Here is a 17,448-nt window from a genome sequence, read left to right on the forward strand (position 1 = left end):
TATTGCTCCATAAGGGGACACCCAGTGTGTCCCCCATCACCATAGATTCACCTATTTCTTTTATTTTTTGATAGCGAATAGCACCTATCAAATAGCGTGATCTCAACGAACTCTTGACAGAATCGAAGTATTGGACGCTAATCAGTGAACAATCACGAAAAGCGTTGGGAAACGGCGCGATTACGGCGGGATCAACCCGCATGAGGCAAAAAAGAGCGGTGAGGAAACGGATGCAGGTTGCGAAACCGGTCGGGCGAAATGCGCCTGCACTGAAGTACGATATCTTGTCGGCGCTCGCCGTTCACGCCTTATCAGGTGACAAGCATCGTCATCGCAGTGTTCTACGCATCATGACATTAATTACCACGCGCTATAACTGGCGCTCCAATGAACTGTCGATTGGCCGGGAAGAGATCGCTCGGTTGTGGTCCGTGAACGAACGCACGGTTAAACGTGAGATGGCTAAGCTGCGCAGCGCAGGCTGGATTGCGGTCAAACGACCCGCCGCTCGGGGTCGGGTTGCGGTTTATGAACTCGACCTCAAGCAGATCATGCTGGACACAATGGAAGCCTGGCCCGTGATCGGAACGGATTTCCAGGAACGAATGCAGCAGAAGCCAGAGCGCGATACCAATGTTGTACCATTTCAGTCAAAGCCATCGATCCCGCCGCCACAGGGTGAAGACGTTTGGGCACAGGTTCAATCGATCCTACATGAGCGTGACCCAGAACTTTGGTCCAGTTGGTTCAAGCATCTGAACGAAGCCGAAAGGGCAGGGGGCCTGGCGACTCTGATTGCGCCAACGCGTTTTATGGCGGATTACATTGCACAGAAATGGTCGGGCAGGGTTTTGGCCGCTTATTCGCGTGCAGACCCTTCGGTTCGAACAATTCGCATTGAAGCGGCAGAATAGGACGCGGGCTTGCTCAACTGGCAACAGGCGACTATCTAGCGGAAACTGTTTATGAGCGCGTCAGATGTGACATAGCTCGATCCTGATCACAGTGGACATGTGCATTGCAAAAGATCAAATCAAAATTTGCGGCCATATTGAGTGATTCTGTCCTGTGGCGACTGCTCTCCGAGAATATGCGCGAGCAAGTGGTCCCTTATACCATCGCGATCATCGCGATGGTATTTGTTGCGGCAACCACAGCAGGTATCGCCTTTATCATGCGTGATGTGGTGGATTCGCTGTTTGACAGTGAAAACTCAGCTAAGATTTTTGGCGTTTCGATGACCGTGTTCACGATTTTCCTGGTCAAAGGCATTGCAACCTACGTCCAGATTGTGGCCCTTACGCGTGCCGGGAACCGGATTGTCTCGAAACAACAGATCAAGCTTTACGATAAGCTTTTGCGGCAGGGTGTTTCATTCTTCAACCTGACAGAAAGCTCGGATTTGTTGTTGAAGGTGACACAAACGGCCCAGGCAGCGCGCACGGTGATCGAGATAATGGTGACCACGGCAGTTCGCGATATGCTGACCCTGATCGGTCTGCTGGCTGTTATGTTCTATCAGCAACCCATATTATCCCTTTTTACCCTGATCGTCGGCCCGTTGGCGGTTTTAGGGATCAGGTTACTGCTCAGAAAGATTCGCGAGATTGCAGATATGGAACTGCAATCGATGGGCGCGATCATGAAAGTCATTCAGGAAACCTCGTCTGGCATTCGCGTGGTTAAGACTTTCGGGTTGGAAGAGCGCATGGCCAATAAGATGAACTCGGCCGTGAAAAGCGTCGAGAAGCGGCGCAATAAGCTTGCGCGTTTGCAGGCAGCGACAAGCCCGCTGACCGATATTCTGGCCGGGTTTGCAATTGCCTCGGTCATCGGGTTGAGCGCTGGTAAGCTGTTTGGCGCTGCAGCGTCTACTCCGGGTGAACTGATGTCGTTCGTGACCGCTGTGATGATGGCCTATGAGCCCGCGAAGCGTCTGACGAAGGTGCGGGTGAAGATGGAACTGGGTCTGCGCCGGGTGCAGATGTTGTTCAATATGTTGGACGAGCCTGAAACTCTGCCGGAAGAGGCCAATCCCAAAAGCCTGCCTGATGGTCCGCGAGAGGTGGTGTTCGACGCCGTCACTTTCGGCTACCGTCGTCGCGATCCGATCCTGAAAGGGCTTTCGTTGACGTTCGAAGCTGGCAAGACCACCGCTCTGGTTGGTCTGTCCGGCGGCGGCAAGTCGACCATTTTGAATTTGGCCCTGCGCCTTTATGACCCGAGCAGTGGTTCGGTATCGATCGATGGTCAGGATATCAAGTACGCCTCGTTCAAATCACTGCGCCAGAACATGTCGTTCGTCGGGCAAGAGACGTTTCTGTTTTCGGCCTCAATCGCCGACAACATCCGTTTTGGCCGTGAGGGTGCCTCGCAAGACGACGTGATCGAAGCTGCCAAGGCCGCGAATGCCTATGACTTCATCATGTCGCTTGAGAAAGGCTTTGACACTCTGGTTGGTGAAAATGGTGCCTTCCTGTCCGGTGGTCAAAAACAGCGCCTTGCGATTGCGCGCGCGCTTCTGCGCGACAGCCCGATCCTGCTGCTGGACGAACCAACTAGTGCGCTGGACTCGCGGTCGGAACATCTGGTTCAGGAAGCCTTGGGCCGCCTGACCGAAGGGCGTACGACAATCATCGTGGCTCACAGGCTTTCAACCATCATGCATGCGGACAAGATCGTGGTGATTGAGGCTGGTGAAGTTCTTGAGCAGGGCAGCGCCCAACAGTTGCTGAAGAAACCGGGGCCATTCAAAACCCTATATGACCATCAGTACTCGAACGCCGTCAATGCCGAATGATCCCGACGTGATCCAACGGCCTGACATTACACCGGCGCGTTCGTCCCTGAGCGCGTCAGTGATCATCCCGACCTATCAAAGCTGGGACCAATTGCAGCTTTGTCTGGATGGGCTAGCCTCTCAGACACTGAACACAAACCAGTTCGAGATACTTGCAGTCAACAATGACCCGACCGACCCCATGCCCGACGGGTTTCGCCTGCCCGCAAACGCCCGCATTCTAAGTGAGACAAAACCCGGCTCATACGCAGCGCGCAACCGGGGAATCGAAGAAGCCGCCTCGGAGCTGCTGTTTTTCACCGACTCCGATTGTCAGCCTGACCCGCTCTATCTAGAGGCCGGGTTGAAAATAGCCGAAGACCACCCCGAGGTTAATCGCTTTGGCGGCAATGTTGTGCTGATCCCGAACGGGCAGGATTGGAAGACGACCGAACTCTATGATGTTCATTTGGGATTAGAGCAAAAAAAATGGGTGGAACGTGGGCGCGCGGTTACGGCCAATCTGATCGTTCGGCGGGAGCTTATGGATCGCATCGGTCGGTTCAACGACACGGTGTTGTCCGGTGGGGACATGGAATGGAATGATCGTGCACAATCTGCGGGCGAAGCGATTGTGTTTGCCGAAGACGCCATCGTCCGTCACCCGGCGCGCGACAGTCTTGGGGATCACATCACCAAAGCCCGTCGTATTGAGGGGGCTAGGCTGCGCCGCAATGCCAAGCGCGGCATCGTTAATTACATCCCGCCTTTGCAGAAATTGATCCCTTCCTTCAAGACGTTAAAAAATCTCCTGAGGAATCAGGATCTGTCAACCAAACAGGCTTTTGGTGTGTGGGGCGTTCACTATGTGATCCGCGTTGCAAAAATTACGGAAACCATTCGACTTCTCTGGATGCAGAGGCCTGACCAGCGGAAGTAGTGGCCACTGGCAAAAATAAACCACCTTCAGACCATGACGCTACGCGTTCTGGTTCGGCTTAATTCAAGTTGATCCTTACGGTAGGACTCTTGGACAAGTGACTGCGGCACACTCTGCGTTCGCCGCTCGACCAATTAGCTTTGTTTAACATGGCGCTCTGGAAATCAATGTACTCTAGCTTTGAGCTCTTTCATCACAGCTGGTGGCACGATTAAAGTCGATCTCCGCGTTCGTGTATATTGATGTTCAGTACTTTGTTCATATCTGATCACGCTGATCCAGGTACCGATTGCACAGGGCATTGACTGTTGCGTGCAGGATGATGGTAAGTAGCGCCAACACGATTAGCGCGGCGAACATCAGGTCGGTTTTGGCACGGCCATTGGCCAGCAACATCAGATATCCCAGCCCACGCGACGCTCCGACCCATTCACCGATGACGGCACCGATCGGGGCATAGACGGCAGCCAGACGCAGGCCGCTGGCAAATCCGGGCAGAGCAGATGGAATACGGATGTGCCACATTACTCGGGCAGGTGACGCCCCCATGACCCGAGCCAGATCCAGCCAGTCGCGATTACTGCGCATCAGTGCATCAAAGAAAGACGAAGTAACTGGGAAATAAATGATCAGCAGCGCCATGGCGATTTTGGCCTCGAGCCCGAAGCCAAGCCACAGGGTCAGAATCGGTGCGAGGGCAAAGACGGGGATGGTCTGGGAAAACACCAAAATTGGTCGCACCAGCGCGCGTGCTAGCGGTGAGGCGGCAAGGCCGATGGCCGACAGCCCGCCCAGCACTGCGCCAAGGGCCAGCCCGATCAGCACTTCGGTCGCGGTGACCAGTCCATGTTCCAGCAGAAGGTTGCGGCTGTTCCAAATGGTTTCGGAAACCAACGCTGGCGGGGGCAAGATAAAACGCGGCAAGCCGGTGGCCCAGACCACCAGTTGCCAAAGCGACACTGCCACTGCGGCTGCAGCGATTCCTGCAGGCCAACCTGTCATCGGGCAACCGGGAATCCTGCCCATGCGGCATCGAAAAAGGCGCGCTCTAGGGCCACGGCTTTTTCGAAGGTGGCGGCAACCTCGGCCTGCGCCTGGTCCGAAAGGGTCGGCCAGATCGCATCCAATTGCTCACGCAGATAGGCCACCACACTTTCGAACCCGTCGCCGGAGTGCAGGGTGATCCATTCACCCAGCCAGAACGGCAGATTATCGGCGCGGTTTTCGACCGGGCTAGCCCAATCCAGATAGACCCATTCCGCGACGACCAAGACCGCCAGCATCCGCTCATAACGCCCTGATGCACGAGCCTCGTCCATCAGGGCTTGAAACGCCAGTGTTTCGGGTGCGGCTTCGCTTGCCTGCGGCACATCCAGCGCGTTGAATGCACGCAAAAAATAGGTGTTCTCCGGCCCGCAGATCTGACCTAGAAACTGTGCGCCCGGCACAGCATCGGCGAGGTTGGGTGCATGCGCCACTGCTGAGGCCAGCAGCCGCACAAAGCCTTCCACGAAAAGGTAATCCTGCTGTAAATAGCCAGCCATTTTGTCGTGATCGAGCATTCCGGTTGCCAGCGCATTGGTAAAGTCATGTGTCGTGGCCGCTGTCCAGTCGTCCTGGTTCAGCGCCCTGAGAGTTTCGCTTGCGCTCATCTGTTCGTCCTGAGTTGTTGAAGCAGCGCGGCCTGGATGCCCAGCACGCCCGGATCATCAACAGGGCGCGGGATGCTGCCCATTGGAGTTTCGACCGGGTGCAGCCCGTCGCGCGTCATGATCATGATGTTCTGCCCCAGCCGCGCCACTTCGGCCGGGTCATGGGTGATAAGCAGCACCGTACGTCCCTTCAGCAGCTGTGCGGTGAGGTCCTGCATATGCACCCGAGTCAGGGCATCAAGGGCGGAAAAAGGTTCGTCCAGCAGCACAATGGGGCGGTCTTCCATCAGGGTTCGGGCCAAGGCCACGCGCTGTCTCTGCCCACCGGAGAGCTCTCCCGGTTTCTTGTCTAGATGCGCGCCTAGCCCAACTTGCTCCAGCACGTGCTCGGCTCGATCCCGGTCAAGCGTCTCGCCGCGCAATCGTGCCCCTATTGCCACATTGTCGAGCGCTGATAGCCAAGGCAGCAACAAATCACTCTGCGCCATTAGGGCCACCCGCCCGGCCAGCGCGCCACAGTCCGAGGCCCAGATTTCACCGTCCAAAGAAACATGGTCTCCCAGTCCGGCCAGCAGCTTGAGCACTGTAGATTTGCCCACACCACTGGCCCCCAGAAGACAGGTCCAACGCCCTGCATCAAGTCGCAGATCAATGCCGCGCGCGATGGATGTGTCGCCAATCGACAGTGATCCGCGCAGATACAGGGCGGGGGCCGGGCTCATGGCTGCGATGCCATGCCCCAAAAGCCGACCTCAAGCTCGGTCGCCTTGTGGAAGCGGTCGCAAAGATTTGCCCAACGTGGGCAGTTTTGCGGGTCATCCCCGATGCGCCGCGCTACCACGCCATCGATCAGCGCGCCAACATCGCAGCAGACCTGTTGGTAATCTTCCCCGCCATAAGTGTTGATCCAATCGGCATAGGTTTCTGAGGTCTTTGCCACCGAAAGCTCCGCCCCGATCACACCATAGCCCATGACGCAGGGGGCCAGTGTGGCCAGCAGATCAAGCATATCCCCTGAATGCCCGGCATCCAGCACATAGCGTGTATAGGCAAGATTAGCCTGACGCTCTTGCGTTGCAATAAGTTCTTCCTCGGAAATCCCAGCCTTGGCACAGATGCCGATATGCAGGGCAAGCTCGTCATTGATCAGTGCATTCACGGTCCCCGCGGCGAGGCGCATATCCGCGACGGTCTCAGCCTTGGTCACCACCAGCGCCCAAGCGCGGGCGAAATGGATCAGAAAGACATAATCCTGCTTGAGATAGTGCAGAAACGCTGCGCGCGGGAGGGTTCCATCACCCATGCCCCGCACGAATGCGTGGCGGGTATAGGCAGGCCAGGTTTCCCCGGCCGCCGCTCGCCACGCCTCAAATGAGGTACCGTAGTTCATTGTGCCCCCAGATCGACCGCGATTTTCGATACCGGGCGGGTGCCCTCGACCAAGCCGCTTTTGGCCAGAAATTCCTCGAAGCGGATGTAGCGGCCTTCGTCCAGCGCCTCAGGACGCAAGGCAAAGCGGGGTAGGGTGTCGACCCAAGCCTTTGCATTCAGCTCGTCGTCCAGCTCTTCCGCGTAGCTTTTGAAAATCTCCCAGCTTTCATCCGGGTTGTTGACGATGTATTGCGTGGCCAGCTCGGTGGCGCGCAGGAAGCGGCGCACCTTGTCCTTGTCCATCAGCTCGGGGTTGGCGACGTAAATCAACTCGTCATATGTCGGCACGCCTTCTTCTTCGACATAGAAGCATCGGCCTTCGACACCTTCGATTTCCATCTGGTTCAGCTCAAAATTGCGATAGGCACCGATCACCGCGTCGACCTGCCCGGACATGACCGAGGGGCTGAGCGAGAAGTTGACGTTGATCATCTCGATCTCGTCCAGCGCGACCCCATGCTTGCCCAGCATGGCACCCAGCACCGCTTCTTCGACGCCGGCAACCGAGAACCCGATCTTACCACCTTTGAGCTGGCTGATTTCCTGGATTGGGCCGTCCTTCAGCGTCAAAAGGCAGCTGAGAGGTGTCGCCACTAACGTGCCGACGCGCATCAGCGGCAGACCTTCGGCTACCTGGAGGTGCTGGTTTGGTTGATAGCTCACGGCGATGTCACCCTGCCCAGCGGCCACCAGTTTCGGTGGGGCCGAGGGATCAGCAGGCGGCACAATCTCGACCTCAAGATTCTGGTCTGCGAAATAACCTTTTTGCTGCGCTACGATGATCGGACCGTGATCAGGGTTTACGAACCAATCCAGCAGCAGAGTCATCTTGTCTTGTGCCAACGCCGGTGTAGCCATCAGCATCGCCGCTATGGTCAGAAAATGTTTCAATTCGGTTTCCTCGTTTCAGTTGTTGTCACCTAGGGCCAGAAGCTTGATTTCGGGCCCGTTTTTCGTGGAAATCCGCATCGCCGCCTGCCAGGCCCGAAGACCGGAACGGCAGGCAAGGATGAGGCGTCTGTTGTTTTGCAAAAGGGGGTCACGCGGATCGATTTCATCGACACTGAGGCGCTGAGCACCAGCCAGCTCCGGGCCGGGTTCATCTGCAGCGCGCAGGTCGATTACCAGATCGTCGGCCCGAAGCATTTCGCGCGCTATGAAATCCGGCTCAGGTATAGGATCCGGTGCGCCGTCAAAGCGAAAACCGCCAAAGCGCATGCTGGTGGCGTCATAGGTCACCAGACGCCCCATTGGCGTAAGGTCCCCGCTCAGCACCGCAACCGCGATCTGCGCTTGCAGACTACCGATCACACCCACCGTCGGGCCAAGCACGCCATCGGCGTCGCAGGAACCCAGCCTTGCAGGCAGATCCGGGAACAGCGCGCGCAGACCCGGAGCCTTGTGGCAGAAGCCCCCGACATAGCCCTCCGAGCCCACAACGCTGGCGCTGATCAGCGGCAGATCGGCAGCAAGGCAAACATCCGAGGCCACATAGCTGGCGGCAAAACTGTCGGCGCAATCTAGCACCAGATCAACACCCTGACAAAGTTGCGGGGCATTGGCCGGATCAAAGCGGGTTTCGACCGGTTCGATCCGCACCTCATCATTTAGCGCCATCATTTCACGTGCTGCCACCTGCACTTTGGATTGCCCTATGTCGCGTTCACGGAACAGCGTTTGGCGGTGCAGGTTCGACAGGCTGATCATATCATTATCAACCAAACGGATACGTCCCACACCGGCCCCGACCAGATATTGCAGCACTGGTGCGGCAAGCCCTCCTGCGCCAATCACCAGTACATGCCCGGTGCGCAGGTTTTCCTGCCCCGATGCGCCAAAGCCAGGTACAGCAATCTGGCGTGCATAGCGGCTCATGGGCAGATCCTTAGCCACTCGCGTACACGGGCTTCTGGGTCGTCCTTCAAGGTGATGTCGGTCACGGCGGACACGATGTCGGCCCCGGCGGCGAACGCACCCGGCGCGCGCTCGACCGACATGCCACCTATCGCCACAAGCGGAATAGGTCCGATCCGCGCCTTCCAGTCGGTCAGCTTTTCAACACCCTGCTGGTGCCACTTCATCTTCTTGAGGATGGTCGGATACACCGGCCCAAGCGCCACATAGTCAGGCCGCAAAGCCAGCGCACGCTTAAGCTCTGCTTCGTCATGGGTTGAGACGCCAAGTTTCAATCCAGCAGCCTGGATTGCATCAACATCAGCGGTATCCAGATCTTCCTGCCCCAGATGCACCCAGTCGCAGCCAAGCTCAATCGCCAGTTGCCAATAGTCATTGACCACCAACAGCGCGCTGTGGTCGCGGCACAAATCCCGCGCCTCCGCCAACTGCGCGCGCACCGCATCCAGGGGATGTTCCTTGATGCGCAGCTGCACCAACCGCACTCCGAGCGGCAGCATTCGGCGCAGCCATGAGATGTCATCGAATATCGGGTAGAACGACGGCAGCGTCACAGCATGGCCTTTCCGAAAACAGGTGTTGAGGGCGCGGCCATGTCGCGCGGTTCCATAGCATCGGCACCGAAGGCCAAGGCACCGGCTTCAACCGCGCGGGCAAACGCTTGGGCCATCGCCGCCGGATCACCTGCCTTAGCGACCGCCGTGTTCAGCAGCACCGCATCATAGCCGATTTCGATGGCCTGTGCCGCCTGTGATGGCAGGCCCAGCCCTGCATCAACCACAAGAGGCACCTCGGGAAAATGAGCCCGTACCGAGCGAAGGCCGTAAAGGTTGTTCAGCCCCAGTCCGGTGCCGATCGGCGCCCCCCAAGGCATCAACACACGACAGCCAGCCTCGATCAGTTTCTCACACAGCACCAAGTCTTCAGTGCAATAGGGGAAGACGTCGAACCCTTCGTCGGCGAGAATGCGCGCCGCCTCTGCAAGGCCGAACGGGTCGGGTTGCAGCGTGTCGGCATGGCCGATCACTTCAAGCTTGATCCAGTTAGTCTCAAACAGTTCGCGCGCCATCTGCGCCGTGGTGACCGCTTCGCGTACCGAGTGGCACCCGGCGGTATTGGGCAACACCGCGACACCCAAATCACGGATCAGAGACCAGAAATCCTGCCCGGCCCTTTCACCACCCGCCTCGCGACGCAGCGACACCGTGGCAATGCCTGCGCCCGAACGTCGAAACGCATCGGCGAGCACTGCGGGCGACGGATACTGCGCGGTGCCCAACATCAGGCGCGACGCTATTTCCTTGCCGTAGAATTCCGGCATGTCAGCCCCCCTGCCGCGGCGAAACCAGCTCGATCCGGTCCCCATCGGAAAGCACTTGCGCCGCACGTGTTGATGCCGGAACGAACACCTCGTTCACCGCCGTGGCCAGTTTGTCATTGCCTTTGCCTAGTTCGACCAGAAGATCGGCAAGGCTGGGGCCTTTGGCCTCGACGGCCTCACCATTCACCATCAGTTTCATGTGGTTCTCCCCGGTGTTTTGTGTGCGATTTTCGTGTTTTGGCAGTTCTCGTACCAAAGCGCGGGCTGCGTGCCGCAGGTCACCAGATCTGCCACCATCCCTGCCAACGCCGGAGCAAGCAGATAGCCATGGCGGTACAGCCCGTTCACCATGATGCGATCGTCGAAATGGCGGATGCGTGGCTGATTGTCCGCAAAGGCCGGGCGGGCATCGACTCCGATTTCCAGCAGCTCGGCTTCACCAAAGGCTGGATGCAACGCGTAGGCCGCATTCATTAGTTCCATCACGGATCGCAGGCTTGCGCGGCTGCGCTGCCCACTTTCGATCTGGGTTGCGCCCAACATGAATACGCCATCGCCGCGCGGTACGATGTAGAGCGGGAAACGAGGATGCAGCAGCCGCACGGGACGCGATAGCGACACGTCCGGGCAGCGCACGATGAGCATCTCACCCTTTACCCCGCGCAAATCGCTCAGCCGATCCTGCGCGGCGAGACCACGGCAGTCGATGACCTGACCCAGCGTTTCGCCTGCAGTCAGAAACTCAACGCCCGAAGCCACCAGGTGTGCATGCAACCCGGTCAACATCGGGCGGGGATTGAGATGCGCTTCATTCGCGATGAACAACACCTTGCCGAATTGCTCGGCCAGATGCGGCTCGTGGAGCGCGATGCCCTCGCGGTCCAGCCATTCCACGCCTTCGGCGCGCCGTGCAAACGTCGTCAGCTCGCTCTGATCCCGGCCCAGAGCGACAACCAAGGTACCGTTCCGGGTCACATCCAGACCGAACTGCGCCCCCTGCTTTTGCCACCAATCCGCTGCTTTGCGCCCGTGTTCCACAACGGGCTGTTCGGTGACTGCGCCCTCGCATTCCGGTGCCAACATGCCCCCGGCCCACCAGCTGCAGGAATGCGTATTCACGGGACCTGCCGGGTCGATCATCCGTACGGAAACACCGCGTGACACCAGCTCGGCTGCAACGCAAAGCCCGGCAACCCCGGCACCCAGAATGGTGACAGCGCTCATGCCCACATCTCGTGAAAATGATGTACCGGGCCATGGCCTTGTCCAATCTCCAACCCGTCGGCACGTTTTATTGCAGCGTGCAGCCAGCCATGCGCCCGCCGCACCGCAGTCTCAAGATCCATGCCGCGCGCAAGGCAGCCCGCAATTGCTGCGGAATAACTGCAGCCAGTACCATGCGTGTTGCGGGTCGCGATCCGCGGTGCCCCCAGCGTGACAACGAACCCTGACTTTGCCAGCACATCAAGGCAATCAATGCCATCGGCATGGCCGCCCTTGATCAGAACTGCCTTAGGACCTAGCGCCAGCAACGGCGCAACCAGTCCGGCACTGTCGCCCTTATGGGTTTGTCCCAGCAGCTTGTCCGCCTCGGGCAGGTTTGGTGTCAGCAGGTCAGCGCGCGGCAGAAGATACTGCTTCAGCGCGGCAATCGCTTGATCTTCAAGCAGGGCGACCCCGGATTTCGCCACCATGACGGGGTCGAGGACGACAGGTCCGGAAAAACCTTCCAATGCACGGGCCACTGTTTCGACCAATAATGGCGTACCCAGCATTCCGATCTTGATGGCGTCTATGCGGATGTCGTCTAGGACCGCCTTGATCTGAGCCGCGACCACATTGTCGGGTACCGGATGTACTGCGGTCACGTCACAGGTATTCTGCGCGGTTATCGCGGTCACCACGCTGCAACCGAACACGCCCATTGCGCCGAAGGATTTAAGATCTGCCTGAATTCCCGCGCCGCCCCCGCTGTCGGAACCGGCAATCGTCAATGCTGTCGCAACCATGGCACATCCCTCATTGTCATGGTCAGGATGTGCGTGGAAAGACCCGTAGCCTGCGTTGTGACACGAGTTGTGACACGGGGCGCCCGGTATGCCTGTTTCCTCCGCCGGTCCTAACCGGGTCAGGTTCAATGGGTTTGCATGTCTGCATCTCAGCCCCGAGGGGCACCCCAACAGATGGTTACCGATTATTGATGAGATCAGGTCTCGTCAACAGTTTTGTTGCACACCGTATGATGGGTGCGGCTTCGCTTTGAGCTTTGCAGTTAACTCGGGGTGTCGCCGGTGTCGCAAAATGGTGGTGTTTCCAGATGCTATGACCGGAAAACGGCACAATAAGACAGGGACACCCAGCGCCGACATCGTGGTCGTTGACCCAGCCCCGCGATCCGAGATTGAAGGCAGAAACAGTTCTTTGAGGTCCTGTCACAAGTTCCCGTCCGCAGATGCACATAGTTGCAACGAATAAATTGCTATGGGCAAATTCAGGTCACAAGTCGGCTAAACGTTTCATTTCAGGGCGCTCAACTGCCTTGGCCAATTCGCATAGTTCGAAAATGCTCGTCTCAATGACGCGGTTCAGCCAAGATCTCGTGTGCAGGTCCAAACAACCCTCCAGGACAAATCGTCCAGCCGTAGAAAACCCGCGTTCGAAAGAATCCTTTTACAGGCCCGGACACCTTTGTGCCCATAAATGAGGCGATGGAATTCAATAACAATGGCTCGAATGCCCGACAGGTCCGCATTCCTCAAGAAATCCAGTTCCGCCCCCTCAATATCCATCACAAGAACCGTCGGAGCGAACTCTCGTTTCACCGCTTCGAAGTCCGCTTTAGCTACGCGCACTGATGTTGTTGATTCACCTTCATTATCAAAAACTGAAGACCCTAGATATGAAGCGTCAATATGAAACGGAATAGAGTCGGGATCCTTTGGATTGGCGCTTAGTATCGCATTCCGGACTTCGATCCGGTCTGAAAGCCCATTTAGGGCATGTAAACGTCGGATGTGTGGAATTAGATTTGGATTGGCTTCAAAACTGAGAATAGCCTCTGGTTTGTTCTCGAGCGCGACAACACCACTCACGATACCCAGCCCGGCGCCCATTTCCAGAATACGATCCTCAGGTTGAACGACGCTCAAAGCGCCATCCATTTCCCAGCTTTCATAATTGTCCTGCTCGATCAGATTTATAATCGTTTCGTCCAGAAATGGCGATGAAGGTATCTTCAATCCACGGTACTGGATCGCAACATCAGGGTTCGTTTCGGTCATTCTTGCTCCATTCCAAGGATGAGCGGTCGGTAGAGCATGTTTTGCATAAGGTCAGACTATTTGCATCAAACATCATGTCGGTAATCTCGCATAGAGGTCCGACATATTCGTCTTCAGAACATCGTTGAACCACTCAACCGACAAGTCAAACTCGTGGTCAGGATAATAGGAATCCAAACCCCGGAAAGGGCGGACCTGCACATCATCGAGAAGACCATGACCCCTTAGTCTTTCTTCGGTGTCCTTGTCGTATTTTCGGATAATGTCATGAAGCTCTTGAACAGCATTCAAAGAAGATGAATTTTTCAGGAATTGGACTTGTTCATAGCGGAAATCATTGCTGCCCTTAGGTGATTCATATGTTCCCATATCATGATATCTCAGCAATTTGAGCATCCAGTGAATTTCGGTCAGTCCGTCAAAGTGACAAATGACCGATTGCTGAGAAACATGTCGCTTGATGTTGCCTCTCCACCGCTGTGGCGCATGAACACCTAACTTGATGTTCTTCCCCGTTCGGGTGGCGCTTTTTCCGAAACGATGCGCACAAAATCCTCTGTCGCTGTACTTGAGTCTTTCTTCTCCGAATAAGCTTCGGGCGACATAGCCGCGGGTGTGCTTAGGCTTCAGCATAAGACCACCAAAAAGTCCGGGTGTGTTGTTCTCGGTTGAAAACACACGCTCGCCATTAGGAATTGAAATCGTATCAACATCCGAGGGCAGGTCAGCAAGCTCTTGTGCAAAATCATCGGCTTGCAGATACTCATCCGCATCGAGGAAAAGCATCCAATCGACTTTTGCTTCTCGATAGGCTTTTGTCGCTATCAGCCTTTGGCGTCTGAAACTGTTTTCTGGATAAGCACAGTCCCAGTTTCTTCGAAAAAACGTGTCATCCATCACTTCAACGCGACAGTTCGGTATCTGAGCCAGAAGTTGCCGCGCTTTCGGATCATCACCATCCAGAAAGATAAAGATCTCTTGCGCGCCGAGTGACGCATAATAGGAAGCAAATATAGCCACCAGCTCTGGCGGCTCTTTGACCATGGTAACGACACCCCAGGTGGCCATCTTCAAAGGAGTCCCGTGTTTGGGAAGGGCCAAATTCGTTGATCGCACGTCTTTAGAGTCACCGGCTTCCTCTATTGCCCAGTAAGTCTGGATTTGTGGCAACCTTGATCGGTGAATTTTCCGCCTTAAGCAAGAGCATCCTGAGGTCTTATTGGACGATCCGATTTAAGACAGTTTGGGTGATCTTGCGACCTTTGTCGGGGAGGACTGAGAAAATTGGACCAAAGTTGAGGTAACCAAACAATTTCTGCTTATTGCGAGCCCCTAAAGTTTGATCGTTACCGCTCGTTCTTTTTCGCGAAACACAAAGGTGCGAGAATTCTGACTAACGGACCTGCGCTACAGACAGTTCATATTGGACGGTTGGGTCACCATCACAATTGCGGTTGAATCGGGATCATTAAACCAGTGGATCGAATACCGGAGCCATGCTAATGCGGAGCAAGTGAAGAACATAACGGGCATCGATCCAGCATGGATATTTCTCCAGTAATTTCATCGTTTTGGCATGGATCCAGTCTGACTTTTTTCGAGCAACTCTGCCTCAAAAGCTTTGTGGATCACGGCCATAAGGTCAAGTTGTACTCTTTGAAAGAAATCACGAACACACCACCGGGCGTTGAAAATGCGGATGCACGTATTTTCTTGCCTGACCACCTGAAAATATGGCGAAACGAAAAGCGAAACAGCGCTTATGCCCCGTTGTCGGATTTTTTCAGGATCAACATGCTTCGGGAATCCGACGAAATCTGGATGGATTGCGATATGCTGTGTATGCAGCCGATCCCCGACATTCCGTATATTTTCGCAAAAGAGAAACGCTATTTTAACAATGCGGCTCTCCGGCTGCCGCACAGTTCTCCAACATTGCAGGGTATGCATGACTTTATGAACGGGTCTGAGATCGTGATCCCCAATGACTGGCCGTGGAAAAAAAATATTGATGTTTCCATCGGCAAGTCCAATGAAGACGGCTCTTTCTCGGTACCATTGGAAAACCTGTCGCAGCTGCCATTTTATACGTTCGGGCCTCAGGCTATCTCGTATTTTCTGGGCAAAAACGGTGAAGTTAAACACGCCCTGCCACCCGAGTCATTCTATTCCCAAGAACCTACGGCCATGCGCTTGAATTATTTCCGGCCGCGGTTTTCCCGCATATCGCTCGATGAAAACGCGTTGGGGGTTCATCACATTGGCGGCTCAAGCATGCGCAAGAAATACAATATGGATGGTGGGTTTCCTTTGCCGCATCCGAACAGCCAAGTCGCCAAGCTATGCAAGAAACATGACATCGATCCCTCTAAGGCGATGCCACAGGATGTGCTGAAGTCTGTTGACCAAGATTAAAGTGTCCGGGCAAGTCAGAAGCGCCAGTCTGTGTCCAAGTTTCGGACGATCGCAATCAATAACACTAGGTGTCATCTGCAAATACCGTAGTGCCAAGTTGTTTGGCGGACGGTTGCCCAACCGGCCATTGCATTGAGTACAACGGACAATAACTTGGCAATCAAAGTAGTGGCGGTCGCTTCAGGCAAGGATGATAAACTGCGACACTGTCAACATATTCGATTGTCCTTCTGCGGATAGAGCCTTTACTTTTTCTAGCGTAGAAATTTCACTACGATTGCTTGCAGCGATGCAGGTCCGGCCATATTAGGATGCTAAGGAGTATAGGGCCGAATGATAAGAAGCCCGAACGCGGGTCTCGGACTAATCTGGGGCCCAGTTTATCGGATAGTCGAATGTCAAAGACGCTGGTTGCAGATCACAAGGATATTCACCGATCATCTATCCCGGCTTCTAACAGCAGAAGACCGACTAGAAGCATGTCTTTGTCGACCCGGTCGCTCTGACCGGGTGTGAACAAAGATGTCTACGCTTAACGATAATGATCTGAACCAACCTCCTCAGCCTGATCAAGGATGGTCACGCGAACTTGTTGCGCTTGAGCGGGCCATTGTGGTTCCGCCCGCAGTCTCCGATACGGTGCAGGAAGCCGGTGTTCTGACTGAAGACCGGGAATACTGCGCGCATGGGGCGCTTTGGCGGGGAAAGCGTGCCATGACCACCCAGCCGATATCGCCAACAGACCCTTTGCCGCAATTGTCGGGTCGCTGGCTTTATGCCGGGCTGTTATGGGTACACTTTGGTCATTTCCTAGCTGAAAGCACCGCACGTCTTTGGCCGCTGCCGGCAATCGCGAAGGATATTGATGGGGTCCTCTTTACCCCCAAGCGACCCGCCAATGGGGATGAAACACGCCCCATGCAGCATAATTTTTTTAAGCTTCTGGGTATTGATCTTCCAATCAAAGTGGTGACCGAGCCAACTCAGATAGAACATCTGCATGTGCCCGGTCAGGGGTTTGGGCTGGGCCCGATTGTGGCGGGAACGCCTGAATATCGTGCCTTGATCCATCAAAATTTTGGCGCCGACGTTCCCCCTGATGGGCCGGAGCGGCTTTATATCTCGCGCGCAGGTCTTGGAATACGGCGGGGTGGCGTTATCGGAGAAGAGTTTCTCGAAGAGAATTTGCGCCAGAACGGGTACGAGATTTTCTATCCGGAACAACACCCGATGGAAAAGCAGATCGCACGTTACAAAGCCGCCCGTCAGATCGTTGCACTAGACGGGTCGGCACTGCATCTTTTTGCTCTGGTAGGCCGTCCAGATCAGCAGGTTGCAATGATCCCGCGCCGCACTTCTTCGGTGCATCACAATATCTCAGCTCAGCTAGCGGCCTTTTGCGGGCAAGAGCCTTTGGTCGCCAATGCCATTCGCACCGATTGGGTATTGGCATCGCGCGGTCGCCCCAACCGCCATTCACTTGGAGAGCTTGACATGTCCAGATTGCATAAAGTGCTTGCCGATGCAGGATTTGTCTCACCTGATCTGGCCTGGGAAGAAATGTTCTGGCGGCAGCGGCGGCGAACCATCCGAAAACTGGAAAAAGCCCTTGGCGACCAGCTGGTTCCCATCCATCAAGAGCCCGCTGACTAATGCAGCTAATCCTGGATATACGCGACACAGCTCGGGATCAGGCGCGCCAAGCCAATGGGGTT

Annotated in this window: 18 protein-coding genes and 1 riboswitch; of the genes, 5 read left to right on the top strand and 13 right to left on the bottom strand. The window is 55.8% G+C overall.

Going from position 1 to position 17,448, the window contains the following annotated elements:
* The first annotated feature begins 200 nt into the window (after positions 1–200).
* The 3 genes from ACRZ9U_RS10435 to ACRZ9U_RS10445 all read left to right on the top strand — a co-directional run bounded on the left by ACRZ9U_RS10435 (position 201) and on the right by ACRZ9U_RS10445 (position 3,719).
* Positions 201–914 carry a DnaA N-terminal domain-containing protein gene (locus ACRZ9U_RS10435; protein ID WP_480886558.1) on the top strand — a complete coding sequence of 238 codons (714 nt, stop codon included), beginning with the start codon at positions 201–203 and terminating at the stop codon, positions 912–914.
* Positions 915–1,051: 137 nt separating this feature from the next.
* Positions 1,052–2,800, top strand: a complete 1,749-nt coding sequence (locus ACRZ9U_RS10440) for an ABC transporter ATP-binding protein (RefSeq protein WP_480886556.1) — start codon at positions 1,052–1,054, stop codon at positions 2,798–2,800.
* A complete protein-coding gene (locus tag ACRZ9U_RS10445) occupies positions 2,763–3,719 on the top strand; it encodes a glycosyltransferase family 2 protein (RefSeq protein ID WP_480886554.1) in 957 nt (318 codons plus the stop codon). Before ACRZ9U_RS10440 ends, ACRZ9U_RS10445 begins: the two co-directional genes overlap by 38 nt.
* 258 nt (positions 3,720–3,977) lie before the next feature.
* On the opposite strand, the gene ACRZ9U_RS10450 is transcribed toward ACRZ9U_RS10445, so the two are convergent.
* The 13 genes from ACRZ9U_RS10450 to ACRZ9U_RS10510 all read right to left on the bottom strand — a co-directional run bounded on the left by ACRZ9U_RS10450 (position 3,978) and on the right by ACRZ9U_RS10510 (position 14,386).
* Positions 3,978–4,721 (bottom strand): ABC transporter permease, encoded by a 744-nt coding sequence (locus ACRZ9U_RS10450; protein WP_170407462.1) that lies wholly within the window; start codon positions 4,719–4,721, stop codon positions 3,978–3,980.
* Positions 4,718–5,371 (bottom strand): TenA family protein, encoded by a 654-nt coding sequence (locus ACRZ9U_RS10455; RefSeq protein ID WP_170407465.1) that lies wholly within the window; start codon positions 5,369–5,371, stop codon positions 4,718–4,720. Before ACRZ9U_RS10455 ends, ACRZ9U_RS10450 begins: the two co-directional genes overlap by 4 nt.
* Entirely contained in the window at positions 5,368–6,093 is a 726-nt protein-coding gene (locus ACRZ9U_RS10460) for an ABC transporter ATP-binding protein (protein WP_170407469.1), read from the bottom strand. The genes ACRZ9U_RS10455 and ACRZ9U_RS10460 overlap by 4 nt, the downstream gene beginning before the upstream one ends.
* Entirely contained in the window at positions 6,090–6,761 is a 672-nt protein-coding gene (gene tenA, locus ACRZ9U_RS10465; RefSeq protein WP_170407472.1) for a thiaminase II, read from the bottom strand. The genes ACRZ9U_RS10460 and tenA overlap by 4 nt, the downstream gene beginning before the upstream one ends.
* A complete protein-coding gene (locus ACRZ9U_RS10470) occupies positions 6,758–7,666 on the bottom strand; it encodes an ABC transporter substrate-binding protein (RefSeq protein WP_480886679.1) in 909 nt (302 codons plus the stop codon). Before ACRZ9U_RS10470 ends, tenA begins: the two co-directional genes overlap by 4 nt.
* Positions 7,667–7,708: 42 nt before the next feature.
* Entirely contained in the window at positions 7,709–8,677 is a 969-nt protein-coding gene (locus ACRZ9U_RS10475) for a HesA/MoeB/ThiF family protein (protein ID WP_170407477.1), read from the bottom strand.
* On the bottom strand, positions 8,674–9,270 hold the full coding sequence (locus ACRZ9U_RS10480; protein WP_170407481.1) for a thiamine phosphate synthase: 597 nt from the start codon (positions 9,268–9,270) through the stop codon (positions 8,674–8,676). The genes ACRZ9U_RS10475 and ACRZ9U_RS10480 overlap by 4 nt, the downstream gene beginning before the upstream one ends.
* Positions 9,267–10,037, bottom strand: coding sequence for a thiazole synthase (locus tag ACRZ9U_RS10485; RefSeq protein ID WP_170407484.1), 771 nt, complete (start codon positions 10,035–10,037; stop codon positions 9,267–9,269). The genes ACRZ9U_RS10480 and ACRZ9U_RS10485 overlap by 4 nt, the downstream gene beginning before the upstream one ends.
* 1 nt (position 10,038) lies before the next feature.
* Positions 10,039–10,236, bottom strand: a complete 198-nt coding sequence (gene thiS, locus ACRZ9U_RS10490; RefSeq protein WP_170407488.1) for a sulfur carrier protein ThiS — start codon at positions 10,234–10,236, stop codon at positions 10,039–10,041.
* Positions 10,233–11,261, bottom strand: a complete 1,029-nt coding sequence (locus ACRZ9U_RS10495; RefSeq protein WP_170407491.1) for an FAD-dependent oxidoreductase — start codon at positions 11,259–11,261, stop codon at positions 10,233–10,235. The genes thiS and ACRZ9U_RS10495 overlap by 4 nt, the downstream gene beginning before the upstream one ends.
* Complete coding sequence (gene thiD, locus ACRZ9U_RS10500) at positions 11,258–12,046, bottom strand: bifunctional hydroxymethylpyrimidine kinase/phosphomethylpyrimidine kinase (protein ID WP_170407494.1); 789 nt, start codon at positions 12,044–12,046, stop codon at positions 11,258–11,260. Before thiD ends, ACRZ9U_RS10495 begins: the two co-directional genes overlap by 4 nt.
* Before the next feature lie 79 nt (positions 12,047–12,125).
* A riboswitch (TPP riboswitch) is annotated at positions 12,126–12,226 on the bottom strand.
* A 396-nt stretch (positions 12,227–12,622) separates the two neighbouring features.
* Complete coding sequence (locus ACRZ9U_RS10505) at positions 12,623–13,318, bottom strand: FkbM family methyltransferase (protein ID WP_170407497.1); 696 nt, start codon at positions 13,316–13,318, stop codon at positions 12,623–12,625.
* A gap of 72 nt (positions 13,319–13,390) precedes the next feature.
* Entirely contained in the window at positions 13,391–14,386 is a 996-nt protein-coding gene (locus ACRZ9U_RS10510; protein ID WP_170407502.1) for a glycosyltransferase family 2 protein, read from the bottom strand.
* 588 nt (positions 14,387–14,974) lie between these two features.
* On the opposite strand from ACRZ9U_RS10510, the gene ACRZ9U_RS10515 reads away from it, so the two are divergent.
* Together ACRZ9U_RS10515 and ACRZ9U_RS10520 are read left to right on the top strand one after the other, a co-directional pair.
* On the top strand, positions 14,975–15,733 hold the full coding sequence (locus ACRZ9U_RS10515; protein WP_480901748.1) for a glycosyltransferase family 32 protein: 759 nt from the start codon (positions 14,975–14,977) through the stop codon (positions 15,731–15,733).
* A gap of 522 nt (positions 15,734–16,255) precedes the next feature.
* The gene (locus ACRZ9U_RS10520) at positions 16,256–17,386 is read left to right on the top strand and encodes a glycosyltransferase family 61 protein (protein WP_170407509.1); all 1,131 of its coding nucleotides are present in this window, start codon (positions 16,256–16,258) and stop codon (positions 17,384–17,386) included.
* Positions 17,387–17,448 lie beyond the last annotated feature (62 nt).

It is taken from the genome of Ruegeria sp. D7 (assembly GCF_056534355.1).